Below are 16,203 nucleotides of genomic sequence, written 5' to 3' on the forward strand. Positions count from 1 at the left end.
TTACGATAGCAAAAGCGCGTTCAACATGCGAATCGAAGGTTCAAGGCTCGGTAAGCCGAAGAGGACCCCGCGAGAAAACAGCGCGCGCTCCCCAAAGAGCGCGCGCCGTCGTACATCCGTTTTTGGCCGCAAACTGGCCCTGTGATCTATTAATAAGAAGTCAGCAAACCTATCAGAGCGAAGGTCACGTTCACCGGCATTTCTTCGCTCGGATACCGCACGAACTCGACGTGCCCGTCCATATAAAGCACATTGCTGCCGCCGGGAATGTGGTTGAAGTTCCAGGTCACCGTGGCAATCGTGTCCCACATCACCGCGAGCTCGCTCTGAGCCTGGGCGCTGCCGGCGGGATTGTTGATGTCCGTGATGAAGAACCGCTCGATGCCTTCCCGGAGCCGGTAGAGCGTATCCGAGGACGGTCCGCCCACCACGCTGTAATCCAGGTTCATGTCGTTGTCCGCGACATTCATGAACTGCTGAAGCAACGCGATGGAGTCAGGATTGGCCGCATTTATCGCGATCTGATACCACAGCAGCGGCTGAACCGGAACCATGGTCAACGGGTCAACGTTCGGAGGCAGAGATACCCCAACGGCCGCTGCGGCGAGTCCCACGTTAATCTGGTACGGCGAGTTGTTGTCGCTGTCGTCGAATGCCCAGCCATAGTAGTTGTAAGCATACGACGCCGGCCACCAATGCGCGCACACATCCGGCAATCCGTTGTCGTCCAGGTCCGGGTCCAGAATGCACTGCCCGGCTGCCGTGTACATCTGCTCGGCCTTGAGCCGTGTGCTGGATGGGCAGACGTAGATGTTGGGGTCGGTCAGGTACTCAGGATAAATCTGAGAAGACAACGGGGTAACAATAAAACCGGTGGGTGCGCAACTGCTCTGGCCCTGGTACATGATGGTCGGCCATCTCTCGCCCTTGCTTTCGTTCGCGTACATCTTGAACACGAGGCCGAACTGTTTCAGGTTGTTGGCGCAACTGGCACGCCGGGCCGCTTCGCGCGCACGGGCCAATGCGGGCAGAAGAATGGCCGCAAGGATGCCGATGATCGCGATAACGACCAGCAATTCAATGAGTGTAAATCCCTTTCTCTTCATTTGATGACCTCCTTTACGATGACTTGAGAATCACGCCGGGTATCCGCCTGACTCCACAATGACTCAGGCCCACCAATCAGAATACCTTGGAAAAATCATTTCCGCAAGGTTGTTCTTTCGGGATTTTAGTAGCTCTCACAGACAACTGCCTGGAAAGACAGGCACAGGCCCTGTTCAAACGGACTCCGATTCTCCCGGGCTTGCTGAGTGCCAGCTTCTTACCTTGGCGACATGGCCCGGCCACGCAAACAACAAGCGCGCGCTCCGAAGAGCGCGCGCTCGGGTTGGTGCTGGTATTGGAAAATCGAACCGCTTAGCGTCACGGGGGATTGAGCACGCCGCTCATCAAATCCATCATCTGCACGTATGCCTTGCAGACCGGCCATTCGCTCGGGTAGCGGACGAATTCGACGTGCCCGTCCATGAACAGCACGTTACCGCCGCCGGGGATGTGGTTGAAGTAACTCTCGACACCCTTTGCAGCAGTCCACACCGAGTCCCACATCACCGGAACTTCGGTCTGGGCAATGGCGCTGCCCGCCGGGTTGTTGATGTCGGTGATGAAGAACCGCTCGATGCCTTCACGAAGACGGTAGCAGGTCACATCCTTGCCCGTGTCGCTCGCGTAGCTGATATCGCCTTCAAACGAGTTCCAGGGGGTGCCATTCCCAAAGTTGAAAACAGCGGAGAGACTGACAAGATCTTCGTTCCCCGTGCCGGCAGCCACGCCCGTGAAAACGGTCTGGACCGCGAAGAGGAACCCATAGTCAAACGTGGCTGGCATATCGTTGACATCCGTTCCCGGCATGATGACGTACTCGTCCTTCATGGCCCAGCCATAGTAGGTGTACGACACTTCCCAGAAATCGCAGGGCTGGACGCTGCCGTCGGCATTCCGCCAATACTGGTCGGCCCGTGCCTGGGCATCGGCGTCCGATGGGCAAAGAATGATGTTGTCGTCGGTCATGTACTCGGGGTATACCGACGGGCCGTTAAAGAACTGGTTGTGGTCGTTGGGGTCTCCGCAAGGACCAGTCCCCGCATCATACGGATGCGCCTTAATCAAGCTCGGCCACTTTTCGCCTTGGGCCTCGTTCGCATACATCTTGAAAATCAGGCCCATCTGCTTCAGGTTGTTTGCGCAGCTCGCGCGCCGGGCCGCTTCGCGCGCACGGGCCAATGCGGGCAGAAGAATGGCCGCAAGGATGCCGATGATCGCGATAACGACCAGCAATTCAATCAATGTGAACCCTCGTCTTCTCATGTTATCAATCCTCCTCGTTGTTCAAAACACCTGTGACACCACGATACCTGTAATGCCCGTACCAGCCAGAATAATTATGACTCTGGGTCAGGGTTCTTGTCAACTCCTTCACGTCATGGCAATTCCCCCTATAGACACCGGGCTTGTAGAAAGGAAATCCCGTAGTGCGCGTGGCAACGGTCTGCATTTGCGAACATTGGTCGGTTCAGCGCGGAAAGGTAGAGGAAAAATTTCCATGTTGTGATTGCCAGCATTGCGGCCCGCACGGCCCATCAAGAAGCCCGGTTTCAGACGCGGCAGGAATGTCGCGCTTACATAGCCAATCAGTCTTGATGGGCAATTTACAGACCTTTGGTCATAAAACTCCGCGCATGACCGCCGCCCGAAAGAGAACAGACCCAGAAATAGGTTGTGCGAGGGAAAAACAGGACCGCAAGAGTCCTGTGCCACCCCAGCAGATACCATGAAATATATGCAAAACATGTATTCTGCGAAGCCCTCCAGCCCCATGGCCTGTGAACACGGACCGCCTGACACAAGACCTGGGGCTACAAGTCAGCCTCGTCATACGGGTGGCGAGAACGTGTCAAGTTGAGCCACGGGGGCGCGACCCGTAAGATACGGTGTCATGGACCGTGCTACGCTCATTTATGATGGCGAATGCCCGTTTTGCCGCCGTGCGGCGGCATGGGCCCTGCAGCATGCCCGCGAGAACGCGCTCGAGGCGCTGCCGTGCCAGGATGCCGAGCGCGAGCGCCGTTTTCCGGAAATTACCCGCGAACAGTGCATGGCGGCCATGCAGTTGGTGACGCCCGACGGCCGGGTGTATGCCGGAGACCAGGCCCTGCCTGTGCTGATGGAACGGATGCAGGGGTGGCGCTGGGCCGCGCGGGTTCTGCGCTGGCCGGTGTTCCGCCATGCATCGCCGGGGGTCTATCGCTGGTTCGCCACACGCCGCTACGCGCTGGCCGCGATCGCGGGGCATGAGCGCAGAGAATCCTGCAACAGCAAGGCTGAAAAGACCTGCAACGAAGGGGAAAAACGTGAGTAACGACGGAATAACCTACCTTCCCAATTCAAAACCTTGTTTCATCTGCGGTGAAGATAACGCAGCCGGCGTCCAGACGCGATTCTACATCGAAAACGGCATTGTCAAAGCGCCGTTCACGGGCAAGCCGCACCATTGCGGGTTCGACAACGTTGTACACGGCGGCATTGTCGCGGCGATCCTCGACGAGTGCATGGGCTGGGCCGTAGCCCGCGAAGTTCACCGCATGTGTTTCACCGGCGAATTGACCATCCGCTACCTCAAACCCGTTCCCGCCAACCGGCCCATGACCGCCTGTTCGGAAGTCTGCAAGGCTACCCGCCGGATGGGGACCGCCCGTGGATGGCTCGTCGATCAAGAGGGAACCGAGTACGCCCGCGCCGAAGGCCGGTTTATTCCGCTTTCCGCCGAGGGCACGCTCGAGGTCGACGACAACCTGGTCTACCGTGGCGGCGAAGAACGTGTGTTTGACTGCCTGCGGGAAAGACCCCGGTAGCGCCCGGCCTCGCGCCAAACGGTTCTTGTTCGTCCGTCACAAGCCCGGATGTCAGTCGAAATACAGGACGGGCGACCACGCCTGTTTGCCATCCGCATCGGTGATCTCGACCCGCACATACGCCACGGGGCGTTTCATGGTGAAGACGCCCTTAGTGAGCGGCTGGTCCGTTGCGAGGGTCTGTGCGCCGTTGGGGGCGGTGGCGTAGAACTGGATCTTCCGTACCGGAGAACACTCGACGGTCACCGTGTCCCCCTCGACACGCAGATCGGTGAACTCGGGGCCCGTCGATGCATAATAGGCGCCCTTGCGGAGAGCGTCCATGACCGCATCGAGCGTCAATTGCGCCGCTTTAATCATGGTCCACCCCATTCGCAAGGCATTGTCGCCGTGTACATCGTCGACGGCCACCGCGGGAATGCGCCACCCTTTGGCGAGCAAATCGTCCCAATGGACCGAGCTGTTGGCCCGGCCATTAAAGCGGCAGGTGGAATTGTAGACCTCGAGGGCTCCCGCGCCATCTTCAAACAAGGGCAGCAGCTCATCGTGAGTGAAGCCGCACCAATAGGGGTGCGCGGCGACAACAAAAGCCCCTGCATCACGCAAGGCTTTCATGCGCTCCTCCATGGGCGTTTCCTTCTCGAAGGTCATCCCCACGGGCACATTGATGCACAGGATATGGTAATTCATGTTCGGATTGGGCGACTTGGGATGCGTTTCCATGCCGCTGATCAGCAGAAACGCATCGGAACAGAACGGTGCGGCCTCGCTGGTCTTCTCGTGGTCCGACACGGCGAGGATGCTGTAGCCATGAGACCGGTACTGTTCCACGCGCACCGGCAGATCTACGTCGCCGTCCGATTGCGTTGTATGCGTGTGCAAATTCGCCTTGTACCAATTCCCGGGCAACGCGAAGGGGTTCACCGGCGCCTGGTCCGCCGCGAACGCCCCGAAGCCTACGCCGAAAACCGCCGCCACAACACATAAAATACGTGCAACCTGTCGCATGGTCCCTCTTCCTTTCGATTGGCTCGAGTGTGTGCCACGAGCATAACGCACCATGCCCTCATCCGCAAGCATCTCGGGCCTGCCTACTCGATGATGATGTTCCCGGGCCGGTACCGCCGGTGACCGTCAGTATGAGGAAGAGGCCGTGAAAGCATCGGCGTCCCATCCAGGCGGCCGGCCGAACAGATGCATGAGTATCCCCCGCTTCTCGCTGATACGGCCTGTTGCTCTCTCCGCCCGCCCTATTCCGCCCGGTTGGGATTCTTGGGGAACCAGCCCTTTGCCACGCGCTTTTCCTGCTCCTTGATCTCGTGGATCGTCCACAACGAGGAGAACCCCACTACCCCCAAGGTCACCGAACTGTACGTATTCCCGACATACAGAGATAGAATCACGCAGATAATGCCAACCACCAGAAAGATCGGCCAGATGCGCGCCCCGAAGTAGTACTCGCCCTTGATGACCACCGGGTGGAAGATGCCTATCGCCAGGAACGCCACCGCCCCGAGTATCACGCCTTGAAAATTCACGCTCGTTCTCCTAAACCCGCTCGGGACACACGTATCGCGTCTGCGGCGGACCCGCCTGCGTCAGTCCCGCCCCTGCTTCCGTTTCAGCCCGGCGGCACAGGCACACCCGCCGCCTCCGCAGGTTTCGTCACAGGACCGCCCCGCGGCGCGTGTACGCAACTGCCAACCCACGAAAAACGCCGCAGCGCCTATGATAACGCCAACTACTGCACCTTCAAGCATTCTCGGTATTCCTCATGGCGTGCCCAAGCCCAGCGCCAGGCCGCTTTGGTAGATAACAACGGCGAGGACGAAAGCAATCCCCGTCGAGTAGGCCGTGGAAAAGAGCGCCCACTTCCAAGAGCCGCTTTCGCGGCGAATGACGGCCATACTGGCGAAACAGGGCGCGTACATCATAACGAAGACCATCAAAACAAAACCTTTGAGCGGATTCCACGCGGGATCCTGCGCCAGCTGCTGCGACAGGGATTCCGGCCTGTCGGGGTCGACATCTCCCATGGCCAGCGCAGTGCCCATGGTGCCTACGATGACCTCCTTGGCCATGAATCCGCCCATCAGGGAGATGTTGGTGCGCCAGTCAAAGCCCGCCCATTGCGTGACCGGCTCCAGAGCACGCCCGAAACGGCCCGCAAAACTGTGCGACAAGGCGCCAGCGGCCCGTTCTTCTTCGGTCACGGCCGCGACGCGCGGGCCGCCGCCGGGGGCCTGGGAATCTCCGCCATCGGGCGGTCGGGGGAAATACATCAGGGCCCAGAACAAGATGTTGATGGCCAGGATCACGGTTCCGGCCTTCTTCACGTACAACCAGGTGCGGTCCCATGTGTGAATCAACATGCTTCGCAGCAGAGGCATGTGATACGGCGGCAACTCCATCACAAAGGGGGTTTGCTCGCCCCGGATAACGAATTTACGGAGCACCCACGCGGCGGCAAGCGCCACCGCCCACGATATCGCCCACATAAGCAACATCATCTCGGTGCGATGCCGGGGAAAGAACGCCGCAATCAACATGGCATAGACCGTCAGTTTCGCTCCACAATTCATGAAGGGCACGACCAGCATGGTGATCAGGCGGTCCTTGTCCTCCCGCAGCGTGCGTGTGGCCATCACGCCGGGAACGGCGCATCCGCCCGCGCCCAGCCCGCCGGAAACGATCAGAGCGAGAATCGATTTCCCCTGGAGGCCGAAGGTTTGCAGCACCCGGTCGAGAATGAACGCAACACGCGCAATGTAGCCCGAATCCTCGAGCGCGGATATCAGAAAAAACATCGTAAAAATGAGCGGCATGAAACCAAGCACGCCCCCCACGCCCGCGATGACAGCATCGTTCAGCAGCGAATGGAGAACGGGCGCCCGAGCCTCGAGGCCGGATATCGCGCCGGCAAGTTGATCGAAGAACCATTCCACCCACGCAACCGGCGCATACCACCCCCCAAACCAGGGAATCCACGCCCATTCAGTCGAGATCTTGAATACGGAAAAGAACAAGGCGGCCACTACCGCGACCAGAATCACCGGGCCCAGGAAACGGTTGCACACGAGCGTATCAATGCGGTCCGTAACAAGCTGGCGGGCTTGTCCCGTGAGGATTAGACATTCTTTCATGATGCCGGACGCATACCCGTAGCGCCGTTCGGCAATCACCGTGGCGCAATCGTCGCCACAATGCTGTTCGATAGCCTTGATGGCCTTGGCGGCGGCCTTCAGCATATGGTCCGCCTCGGCATCCGCCAGTTCCGCTACCTTTTTCTCGACTTCTGCGTCCTGTTCGAGAAGTTTGACCGCCAGCCAGCGGGGCCGGTACCTGGCGGGCAATGACGGGACACTGCTCAGGAGCTCGGCCAGCTTGTCGACTTCCTCATCGACCTCGTGGCCATAGGTGACCGGGCGGGGCGCGACGGAGAGCTTGCCGTCAAGAGCATCCAGGCATTGTTGCAGCAGTTCTCTCACGCCAACGCCCTTGTTGCCCACGGTAGGCACCACGGGAATGCCCAGAAGTTCCGACAGTTTCGCGTGGTCAACAGCGATTCCGCGGTGTGCAGCCACGTCCACCATGTTGAGTGCCAGAATCAACGGGGCACCCATCTCCATGATCTGAATGGCCAAGTACAGATGCCGTTCCAGATTCGACGCATCGAGCACGTCCACGACAAGGTCGGGACCCTGCTCGATGATGAAATCCCGGGCAACCAGTTCCTCCTGGGAGTATGCGGTGAGGGAATAAGTGCCGGGGAGGTCGACTACACGAATCCGGCGGCCATCCAGCCGTGCCACGCCCTCTTTGCATTCCACCGTGACGCCGGGATAGTTCCCCACGCTTTGGAACGTTCCCGTGAGGTGATTGAAAAGAGACGTTTTGCCGGCATTCGGATTGCCTGCAATCGCTATGCCCGCCACGTCAGAGTTCCTCGATGTCGATTTGCCTGGCCTCGCTCATGCGCAACGCCAGGGAGTATCCCTTCAGGGTAATCTCGACGGGGTCGCCCAAGGGCGCGTGCCGCTCAACGTACAGCTCGGTCCCCCGCATAATGCCCATATCGAGCAGACGCTGCCGGAGCTCGGGACACCGCTCGCCCCGCACCCGCACAACGCGTGCGCGGTCGCCGCTGACGAGGTCAAACAACGTTTTGGCTTTCATGCATTACCTGCTATAACGGCGCTCACCTTGCGGGCGCATGGAGACACGAGCCACATCCAGCAGCGCTGAGACGCTGAGTGAAAGATGCCTGCCGGTACTCTCAACTCACGTGGCCGCGTTTTCCCGGATGACCTCTATGCGCTCGGCCATGCCCTGCCCGATGGCGATACGGCAGCCCCGGCATGAGATGATCACCGGGCCCGATCGGCCCTTCGCAATCACCTGCAGCAACACGCCCGGCAGCACGCCCAGCCGCGCAAGGTTCTCCTTGAACCCGCGCCCGCCGTGGCATTTCACCACACGCACGGTCTCATTGCTGCGTGCTTCGCTCAACATCCTCGCCTGTGTCATATCTGTCGTATTCGTGTTCATCACGGAACGCCGCACGGGGCGGCGCCATTCCAGGCAGGGCTAAGCGCCGGTTTGCGAGCTGTCTTCTATTTCCTCGGAAAACCGCGCGCCACCTCGAAACCTGCCATTGTCCTCGTCCCAGTGCATCCGCGCACCGGGATTTCTTCCAACAAACTCGACGAAATCGATAAGCCGCTCCAACACAAGGGGCGGCATCGCATGTTCCATGCCGCACGCGGCTGCTTCAGCCTCTTCGTTGCCAATGCCCAATACGTCAACAAAGAAACGCCGCAGGGCCTCGTGTCCCCGCACGACTTCCGCGGCCACCTGCAGGCCCCGCAACGTGAGCGTCACAATGTCGTATGGCTCATAGTTGACAAGGTTTCGCTCTTTGAGTGCGTGCAGCGCACTGGTCACCGACGAGCTATTGACATTCAGGCGGTCCGCAATATCTTTGACCCGCGCTGCCTGTTTGGCCTCGACGACGTGGAAGATCGCCTCGAGATAGTCCTCCAGGCTGGCGCTAAGACGTTCGTCAACCATCCTTTTGCCCCTCATCAAAAGTTAGAAGCCTCTAACAATTGTAGAGCCCCCAATCGCACCGTGTCAAGAAAATCCCCTGAGTGACCTCAGGATGACCAAGCAGGATAGAAACCTATCCCCCTTAACGCTATGCTGCACATCGTCGTCTGGGATTCACGCCTAAAACTTGTAATCCAAACCCGTCAAGAACTTATGTTCCCAGTTCTCAGCGTCCACATCCCCGGGATGACTGTCGTATTCCGAATAGAGCCGTATTTTCAGGCTCATCTTCTCAGAGAGCGGGGTCAGAAATGCTAGATCTGATAAAATCCTGTATTGTGAAAAGTCATCAATGTCCGGCTCCACCGTCAGGTCCGATGAAAAAAGGCTCCTGGCAAACACTTTCTGCTCATAATGGCTCGAAGCATGAACAGTGATGCTGTCTTCCGTGACGGTGTCGTTATGGAACTTGAGACTTTCCGCATCGTAATAGTAGCGCAAGCTCGCGGCAATCAGTTCCAGGCCGTTCAGTGTGCCGACCTGGTTCAGGAACTGGTTGAGCCGCGCGAGCCGGGCGTTCTTGCTGGCATCTCTGGCGGCGTCTTCCGCGAGCAGGCCGTATTCGAGCCAATACTCGCGCCGGTAGCCGGCGCCGCCCTCGAGAGACAGCTTACGTTGCTCATTATTGATGAACTCTTTCCCGAGCCCGGCGCCGGTGCGCAAACGCAAATCCAGCTGGCGTCCTGCATCATGTTCGGCCCCGCCCAGCCAGTAGCCGTAGAATCGTTCGTTCCAGAAATGCTGCCACTTCAACTCGCCAAGGATACGCTGGGTGTTCTTCTGAGACTCAACCTCCCCGTAGCCAGCCTCAGACTTGAATGTCAGGGTGTCGCCCGGCCATTGGCGCACCACAGTGAGCGTTGTTGCGGCATCAAACGTGTCGGTAGCGCCCTTGCGCCAGGAAGCGCCCATGGTCACGTCCCCCGCCCACTTCTTCGGGGCGGCTTGCCCGGACGCCGCCTCCTCCGCGGATTTCCTCTCGTCCGGGGCAGCGGGGATGCCCGCTGCCTCAGCGGCTGCGGCGCCCGGCACGGCTATGGCAATAATCTCCCCGGGCGCGACGTGACTTACCGCGCCGTTCACGGTGATGGCCTGCTCGCCGTCGAGAAGAATGAGTCTGCCCGTTACGGGTCCACTGCCGCGAACTGCAACCTCGACGGCTTCCTCGGTCGTGACGGCAAGGACGTCTCGCCACGGGATCTCGAGCAGATTGGTGTAGACCCCGCGGAACCGCAGCACCTCCCCGCTGAGACCCACGAGCGAGCCGCTGATCCGGTCGCCGTTCTGCAGGTATACGGCGTCCGCGCACGCATCTCCCGCATGAGCGGCAACGGCCCACGCCAGGACCAAACGCTGAAACAGTGCCATTTCCATGCCCTCGAACGTGATTTTGCGATGGTGGAACGCGGACTATTCTGCCCGCACGCGCCCGGAAAGAACCTCATCATCGCCTATTTCGGGCCTCTTTTTCAAAAGCGCGAGCATTGCCGCCCCGGCCGCCGCCTTGACACTCCGGCGCATATCGGCGTACCATTTTTATGCGGGGTATGAAACACTGTGGAGGGGGAGGCGGTTATGTTTGAGAACAAAAACTTCTTCTTCATCCTGCTTGGTGTAGTGGCGTGCGCGCTGGTTCTCGTGATTGCGGTAGACCTCACAAGCAAAGAGAGCATGATCAAACAAGCCACACGCGGCCGCGCATACACAAAAGAACTCAAGAAGTTTCGAAGCCTTGTCCAGCTCGGCATGCCGGCCGATCAGGTTCAGGCCGTCTTCAAGGAACAGCAGTTCCAGCATCTGCAGATGGTCGCGGGAAAGAACGCCGCCTTTGAAGTCACGCCCCCCATCTCGTACGGCAAAAACAACTGGACGCTGCTTATCAACACGTCCAACAACGTTGTGGTATCCGTGCGGGTGCGTAAGTACATGAACAGGCAGGAAAGACCTTCGGGCGCCCCCGAAGATATTGCCTATCCTGAATATGCCAACATGCAGTGAGCCCCGGAGACCGTTTCAGCCTCGTCTCGGCGCATTGCGGGGAAAAACAAGAAGACCAGCGCTAGGCCGGGGTGTCCGGGCCGCACAATCGGACCTTCACCGTTGACCAATCATCCGAGAGTTCCGTGAGCGCATAAAAGCCGTCACGGAAAGGTCCTGGATTCACAAGTTCGGCGGCCCCGACCACATCCGTCCCGCGTCCTTCATGAATATGCCCGCAAAAACAAACCAGCGGGCGTGTCTCCTCGATGAACTGCCTCACGCTCCGGCTTCCGACGTGCCGCCCGTCCGTCGTGCAGTCCGCGACCGTGCCAAACGGCGGCTGGTGACCGAGAAGAATCAGGGGGTGTTCCCGGGGGATTTGACCTGTGGCCGTGCTCAATTCCTTCCAGAAATCCGTTTCACTCTTCTCATTCGGCGTACCGCCGGGACAAGGCAGCGACCCGCCAAAACCAGCGAACGCAACCGAGTCTAGAACACGACACGTTTGCTCGCACAATATGTCTTCTTCGGCCAGGTATTGGGCCACCTCGGGAAGATCGCAATTGCCGGTCACGCCCAACACGAACGCATCTGTTTCCGCGCGGATCGCGGCGATGATGCCGCGGGCAACGTTCGAGCCGCCGAAATGCGTGATGTCACCGGCAAGCAATACAACATCGGCAGCGGCAAACCGCCCAGATGTGCGCGCCATGGCACGCATGTTCCCATGAATGTCCGAGAGAGTAAGTATCAGCATTGCGGCGCTATGGTACACGAAGCCGAACCCTTCCGCCAGACGGACGGACCCGGCAACGGCGGAACCACGCGCGGCAGGGGGCATGCGCCCCCGGAGCTCCCTGGCCTCCCAACGCGTTGAATGGTAAGACGAACAAATGGCGCAGTTGCACCCCGTGTACAGCGAATACCTCTAAAACCAGGATTTTCCGACGCGAGGTCAGAAAACTTGCCAAATTGTCAGCAATCTGTTAGACTAGTCGTGGGTTTGAACCCAAATATGAATGTCTTCAGACATGGCGCGAGGGTAATACGCTTGGCCACCTCAATGCGCGCAATAAAGGAGGTGATGGCTGGCGAAGAATCGCATCGGGCTGCTCTGTAATCCGCGGAAAATCAGTCTGTCTGGCATATCAATTTCTTCAAATCTGGAAGGATGACTGCGATGAAAAAGCATGGTTTCACTTTGATTGAATTGTTGGTGGTAATCGCCATTATCGGCATTCTGGCCGCGATCCTCCTGCCGGCGCTGGCCCGTGCTCGCGAAGCCGCGCGCCGCGCCAGCTGCGCCAACAACCTCAAACAATTGGGCCTGATCTTCAAGATGTATGCGAACGAAAGCAAGGGCGAGAAGTGGCCGAGCATGTTGAAGGCCTTCCCTTTTCAGAGCGAGACAAGCCCCTTGCCGTGTTCAATACCAAACACGTTCAACCAGTTCTTCAACGGCCCGGCGGTTTACCCCGAGTATATGACCGATGACAAGATCATCATTTGCCCGTCCGACGCCGATGGTGAACAGCGGGCAGACGAGTATTGGCGCAATACCGACGGCAGCGTCCAGCCCTGCGATTTCTGGGAAGTGTCTTACACGTACTATGGCTGGGCATTGAAGGACGAGTACGTCATCATGCCGGGAACGGATGTCAACGCCATGCCGGCGTCGTTTGACTATGGGTTCCTCTTCGCGGTCCAGACCGTTTTCACGGGCGTGGGTGCCGGCACGGGGAACGATGATCTTGTCAGTCTCTCCGCTGTTTTCAACTTTGGGAACGGCACCCCCTGGAACTCGTTTGAAAGCGATATCAGCTACGCGAGCGACACGGGCAAGGATGTGACCTGCTACCGTCTTCGTGAAGGCATCGAGCGGTTCTTCATCACCGACATCAACAATCCGGCCGGCAGCGCCATGGCCCAAAGCGAGGTCCCGGTAATGTGGGACTCGGTCTGGTCTGCAACAGAAGGCCGGGAAAGCTACTTCAACCACATCCCCGGCGGCGGCAACGTGCTGTACATGGATGGGCACGTGGAGTTCGTCCGGTACCCGAGCGAGTGGCCGGTCTGCAAAGGCTACGTGCAGATGATGAATTTGCTCAGCAGCATGCTCAATCCGTAACCCGTTCGCATTCGGTTCTTCATCATTAGCAGACTCATCAAAGCGCGCGCTCTTCGGGGCGCGCGCTGCTGTTGTTCGTGCGGCCGGCAGGACACATCTCGTCAAAGGCGCAAGCTGTTAACAAACCCGGAATGAGGGGTTTGTGACGCGAGGTCGGAAAACTTGCCAAATGATCAAAGTTCTGTTATTCTAGCTGCATAGTTGAATACAATTTTTGATCGTTTTTGAGGCGGAGCGAGCGCAAGGGCCATCCGCTTGACCGCCTCAATGCGGGCGATAAGGGAGGTGATGGCTGGCGAGAAACAGTACCCGGCTTCTCCGCAATCCGCGGGAAATCAGTTCATCTGACATATTTGTCCCCTCAAATCTGGAAGGATAACTGCGATGAAAAAACATGGATTTACCTTGATTGAATTGCTCGTGGTGATTGCCATCATCGGCATTCTGGCCGCGATCCTGCTGCCGGCGCTGGCCCGTGCCCGCGAGGCCGCCCGCCGCGCCAGCTGCGCCAACAACCTCAAACAGTTGGGGGTGGTCTTCAAGATGTACGCCAACGAGTCCAAAGGCGAGAAATGGCCGAGCCTGTGCAAGGCGTTTCCCAAATACTCCCTCCCCTGCGACCTGGATGACCCTGCCGCCCAGCCCAACCACGTCAACAGGTTCTTTGATGGTCCGTCCGTGTATCCCGAGTATTTGACGGACGACAACGTCCTCATTTGCCCATCGGACGCGGACGGCTGGACCCGCGTGGAGGTCGACGGCTGGCGGCATCCTGATGCGATGTTTCCCAATGGAGGCATTAACCCCTGCCATTTCTGGGAAATCTCGTACGAGTACTACGGGTGGGCCGTGATGCCCGAGCTGCTGCTGGTGGGCCCCGTCAACACAACTACCCTGAACAGGGATTCCTACGACGTAATGGGCGGCGATTTCGAGCCTGGTTTCCTCGCCGCGATGCTGGAAGAGTTCGGCGTAGCCGGCACCTATCTTGACGACACGTGGGCCACCAGCCGCGGACAAGTTCACGAGCGCGACTTGACGCTGAATCCTCCGGAAACGGATACAGGCGCAACGACCGTTTATCGCCTTCGTGAGGGCATTGAGCGGTTCTTCATCACCGACATCAACAATCCCGCGGGCAGCGCCTTGGCCCAGAGCGAAATTCCAGTCATGTGGGATATGGCGTGGACAACCTCGGACCCTCAGAACAAATGGAGCTATTTCAACCACATCCCCGGCGGCAGCAATGTCCTTTACATGGACGGACATGTCGAATTCATTCGCTACCCGAGCGAATGGCCCGTGTGCAAAGCGTATGTAGACATGATGAATGCGCTGGCCACCGTGATCAGTTGACCGGCTCAGCTCCTCGCCGCAAGAAGCAGGGGACCCCGGAAATATCCGTAGCCCCCAAACACCTGAAAAACTGCGATGTATCCGAGTAAGGTCCTTTAGCGGGGCAATTCGCGCAACTCGAGGGCGTGGGTGTCTTCCACGTCCTCTCTTTAATGCTCGGGCGGTTTTGCCCGCCCCCGCAATCTCCCCTGGCCCGCGTCTCTGACGAAACGTCAGAAAGGTTGACGCGGCGTCGACGGCGTGATAAAATCTCGGTGGATTGCTGGAAGTCGGACCGGATGCGTTCCAGGTACTTTGCGCGGATACGGTTTCGCGCACCGTGAACGCGCGTACTAGGGAGGTTATCAAGGACAGCGCTGATACTCTGCTAAGCCCGCATATGGAGAGGAGATCTGTGCATATTTCGTAATAATTCTCTCCAAATCTAGAACCTAGAAGGATATCTCACATGAAGAAGCATGGCTTTACCCTGATCGAATTGCTCGTCGTAATTGCCATAATCGGCATTTTGGCCGCGATTTTACTGCCGGCCCTGGCTCGCGCTCGCGAGGCAGCCCGCCGCGCGAGCTGCGCCAACAACCTCAAACAGATGGGGTTGGTATTCAAGATGTACGCCAACGAGGCCACGGGCGAGAAGTGGCCCAGCATGATCAAGGCGTTTCCGAACTACACCCAGAATTGCGACCAGCCCAACCAGATTAACCGTTTCTTTGACGGCCCGGCGGTATACCCCGAATACCTGACGGACGACAACATCCTGATTTGCCCTTCCGACGGTGACGGCTGGACCCGCGTGGTGGAAGATGGCTGGCGGAACCCTTCCGTGATGACTCCGAGTGGCGGCATTAACCCCTGCCATTTCTGGGAAATCTCGTACGAATACTACGGATGGGCGATAAAGCCCGAGCATGTCATTGCGGCGGGAACCGATATCAACGCCATGCCTGCTACGTTCGATTACGGCATGCTCGGCGCTATGGCAACCGTTTTCCTGGGCACCAACCCCCTGGGCTCGACCGATCCCTCCGTCGCAGCCGTCTCCGCCGTCGTTAACTTCGCGAACGGCACACCCTGGAATTCCTTTGAAGGCGATATCAGTTACACGAGCGACGCCGGCGTTGGCGTGACCATCTATCGTCTTCGCGAAGGCATCGAGCGGTTCATGATCACCGACATCAACAACCCGGCCGGCAGCGCAAAGGCCCAGAGCGAGATCTCAGTGATGTGGGACATGGCCTGGACGCCTCTGGCATCGGATGGCTGGAGCTATTTCAATCACGTGCCGGGCGGCGGCAATGTGCTGTATATGGACGGCCATGTCGAGTTCCTCCGGTATCCGAGCGAATGGCCCATCTGCCGTGCGTACCCGCAGATGATGGACCTCATGAACGCCTTTATCTAGCAGCGGCACTGAACCAACTCACAGCTGAGAAAGCTCCCGGGGCGTGGGCACTACCCACGCCCTTCTTCTGTCTGTGCGGCCGGCGGTTCCGGGATGGGAATCCGCGCTTTGACGAAACGTCAAGAAAACTTGACGCAGCGTCGACTGCCTGATAAAATCAGGCTGGATCGATAAAGACTGGATTGGATGCGTTCGAGGTACTGTGCGCGGATACGGTGCTGCGCAACCTGAACGCGCGTACTATGGAGGCTAGTAAGGACGGCGCTAATACTCCGCTTCTCCCGCATTTTGCGGCAAACCCGTTTGTGTGTCGT

16 protein-coding genes are annotated in these 16,203 nt (G+C 58.6%); 6 read left to right on the top strand and 10 right to left on the bottom strand.

Annotation, left to right across the window (positions count from 1 at the left end):
- Positions 1–149 precede the first annotated feature (149 nt).
- Positions 150–1,106, bottom strand: a complete 957-nt coding sequence (locus PLJ71_02735; protein HQM47572.1) for a DUF1559 domain-containing protein — start codon at positions 1,104–1,106, stop codon at positions 150–152.
- A gap of 319 nt (positions 1,107–1,425) precedes the next feature.
- On the bottom strand, positions 1,426–2,370 hold the full coding sequence (locus tag PLJ71_02740; GenBank protein ID HQM47573.1) for a DUF1559 domain-containing protein: 945 nt from the start codon (positions 2,368–2,370) through the stop codon (positions 1,426–1,428).
- Positions 2,371–2,998: 628 nt separating this feature from the next.
- On the opposite strand from PLJ71_02740, the gene PLJ71_02745 reads away from it, so the two are divergent.
- Together PLJ71_02745 and PLJ71_02750 are read left to right on the top strand one after the other, a co-directional pair.
- Positions 2,999–3,421 carry a DUF393 domain-containing protein gene (locus PLJ71_02745; protein ID HQM47574.1) on the top strand — a complete coding sequence of 141 codons (423 nt, stop codon included), beginning with the start codon at positions 2,999–3,001 and terminating at the stop codon, positions 3,419–3,421.
- Positions 3,414–3,914 carry a PaaI family thioesterase gene (locus PLJ71_02750; protein HQM47575.1) on the top strand — a complete coding sequence of 167 codons (501 nt, stop codon included), beginning with the start codon at positions 3,414–3,416 and terminating at the stop codon, positions 3,912–3,914. The genes PLJ71_02745 and PLJ71_02750 overlap by 8 nt, the downstream gene beginning before the upstream one ends.
- 51 nt (positions 3,915–3,965) lie before the next feature.
- Here the strand turns inward: PLJ71_02750 and PLJ71_02755 are convergent, their stop codons facing one another.
- From PLJ71_02755 to PLJ71_02785, 7 genes are all read right to left on the bottom strand, one after another.
- Entirely contained in the window at positions 3,966–4,922 is a 957-nt protein-coding gene (locus tag PLJ71_02755; GenBank protein HQM47576.1) for a CehA/McbA family metallohydrolase, read from the bottom strand.
- 242 nt (positions 4,923–5,164) lie between these two features.
- Positions 5,165–5,452, bottom strand: a complete 288-nt coding sequence (locus PLJ71_02760; GenBank protein ID HQM47577.1) for a DUF4491 family protein — start codon at positions 5,450–5,452, stop codon at positions 5,165–5,167.
- A 234-nt stretch (positions 5,453–5,686) separates the two neighbouring features.
- Positions 5,687–7,849, bottom strand: a complete 2,163-nt coding sequence (gene feoB / locus PLJ71_02765; GenBank protein HQM47578.1) for a ferrous iron transport protein B — start codon at positions 7,847–7,849, stop codon at positions 5,687–5,689.
- 1 nt (position 7,850) lies between these two features.
- Positions 7,851–8,090, bottom strand: a complete 240-nt coding sequence (locus PLJ71_02770) for a FeoA family protein (protein ID HQM47579.1) — start codon at positions 8,088–8,090, stop codon at positions 7,851–7,853.
- Between the two features lie 105 nt (positions 8,091–8,195).
- On the bottom strand, positions 8,196–8,441 hold the full coding sequence (locus PLJ71_02775) for a FeoA family protein (protein HQM47580.1): 246 nt from the start codon (positions 8,439–8,441) through the stop codon (positions 8,196–8,198).
- Between the two features lie 60 nt (positions 8,442–8,501).
- Entirely contained in the window at positions 8,502–8,984 is a 483-nt protein-coding gene (locus PLJ71_02780; GenBank protein HQM47581.1) for a metal-dependent transcriptional regulator, read from the bottom strand.
- Between the two features lie 159 nt (positions 8,985–9,143).
- Positions 9,144–10,391 carry a DUF481 domain-containing protein gene (locus PLJ71_02785; GenBank protein ID HQM47582.1) on the bottom strand — a complete coding sequence of 416 codons (1,248 nt, stop codon included), beginning with the start codon at positions 10,389–10,391 and terminating at the stop codon, positions 9,144–9,146.
- Between the two features lie 207 nt (positions 10,392–10,598).
- Here PLJ71_02785 and PLJ71_02790 point away from each other — a divergent pair, with 207 nt between their 5' ends.
- Positions 10,599–11,021 (top strand): hypothetical protein, encoded by a 423-nt coding sequence (locus tag PLJ71_02790; GenBank protein ID HQM47583.1) that lies wholly within the window; start codon positions 10,599–10,601, stop codon positions 11,019–11,021.
- A gap of 61 nt (positions 11,022–11,082) precedes the next feature.
- Here the strand turns inward: PLJ71_02790 and PLJ71_02795 are convergent, their stop codons facing one another.
- A complete protein-coding gene (locus tag PLJ71_02795) occupies positions 11,083–11,844 on the bottom strand; it encodes a metallophosphoesterase (GenBank protein HQM47584.1) in 762 nt (253 codons plus the stop codon).
- Positions 11,845–12,183: 339 nt separating this feature from the next.
- Here PLJ71_02795 and PLJ71_02800 point away from each other — a divergent pair, with 339 nt between their 5' ends.
- The 3 genes from PLJ71_02800 to PLJ71_02810 all read left to right on the top strand — a co-directional run bounded on the left by PLJ71_02800 (position 12,184) and on the right by PLJ71_02810 (position 15,889).
- Entirely contained in the window at positions 12,184–13,131 is a 948-nt protein-coding gene (locus PLJ71_02800) for a DUF1559 domain-containing protein (protein ID HQM47585.1), read from the top strand.
- A 384-nt stretch (positions 13,132–13,515) separates the two neighbouring features.
- Entirely contained in the window at positions 13,516–14,487 is a 972-nt protein-coding gene (locus PLJ71_02805; protein ID HQM47586.1) for a DUF1559 domain-containing protein, read from the top strand.
- 448 nt (positions 14,488–14,935) lie between these two features.
- Positions 14,936–15,889: a DUF1559 domain-containing protein gene (locus PLJ71_02810; protein ID HQM47587.1), complete on the top strand. Its 954-nt coding sequence runs from the start codon at positions 14,936–14,938 to the stop codon at positions 15,887–15,889.
- Positions 15,890–16,203 lie beyond the last annotated feature (314 nt).

The sequence above is a fragment of the Candidatus Hydrogenedentota bacterium genome (assembly GCA_035416745.1).
GTDB lineage: Bacteria > Hydrogenedentota > Hydrogenedentia > Hydrogenedentales > SLHB01 > UBA2224.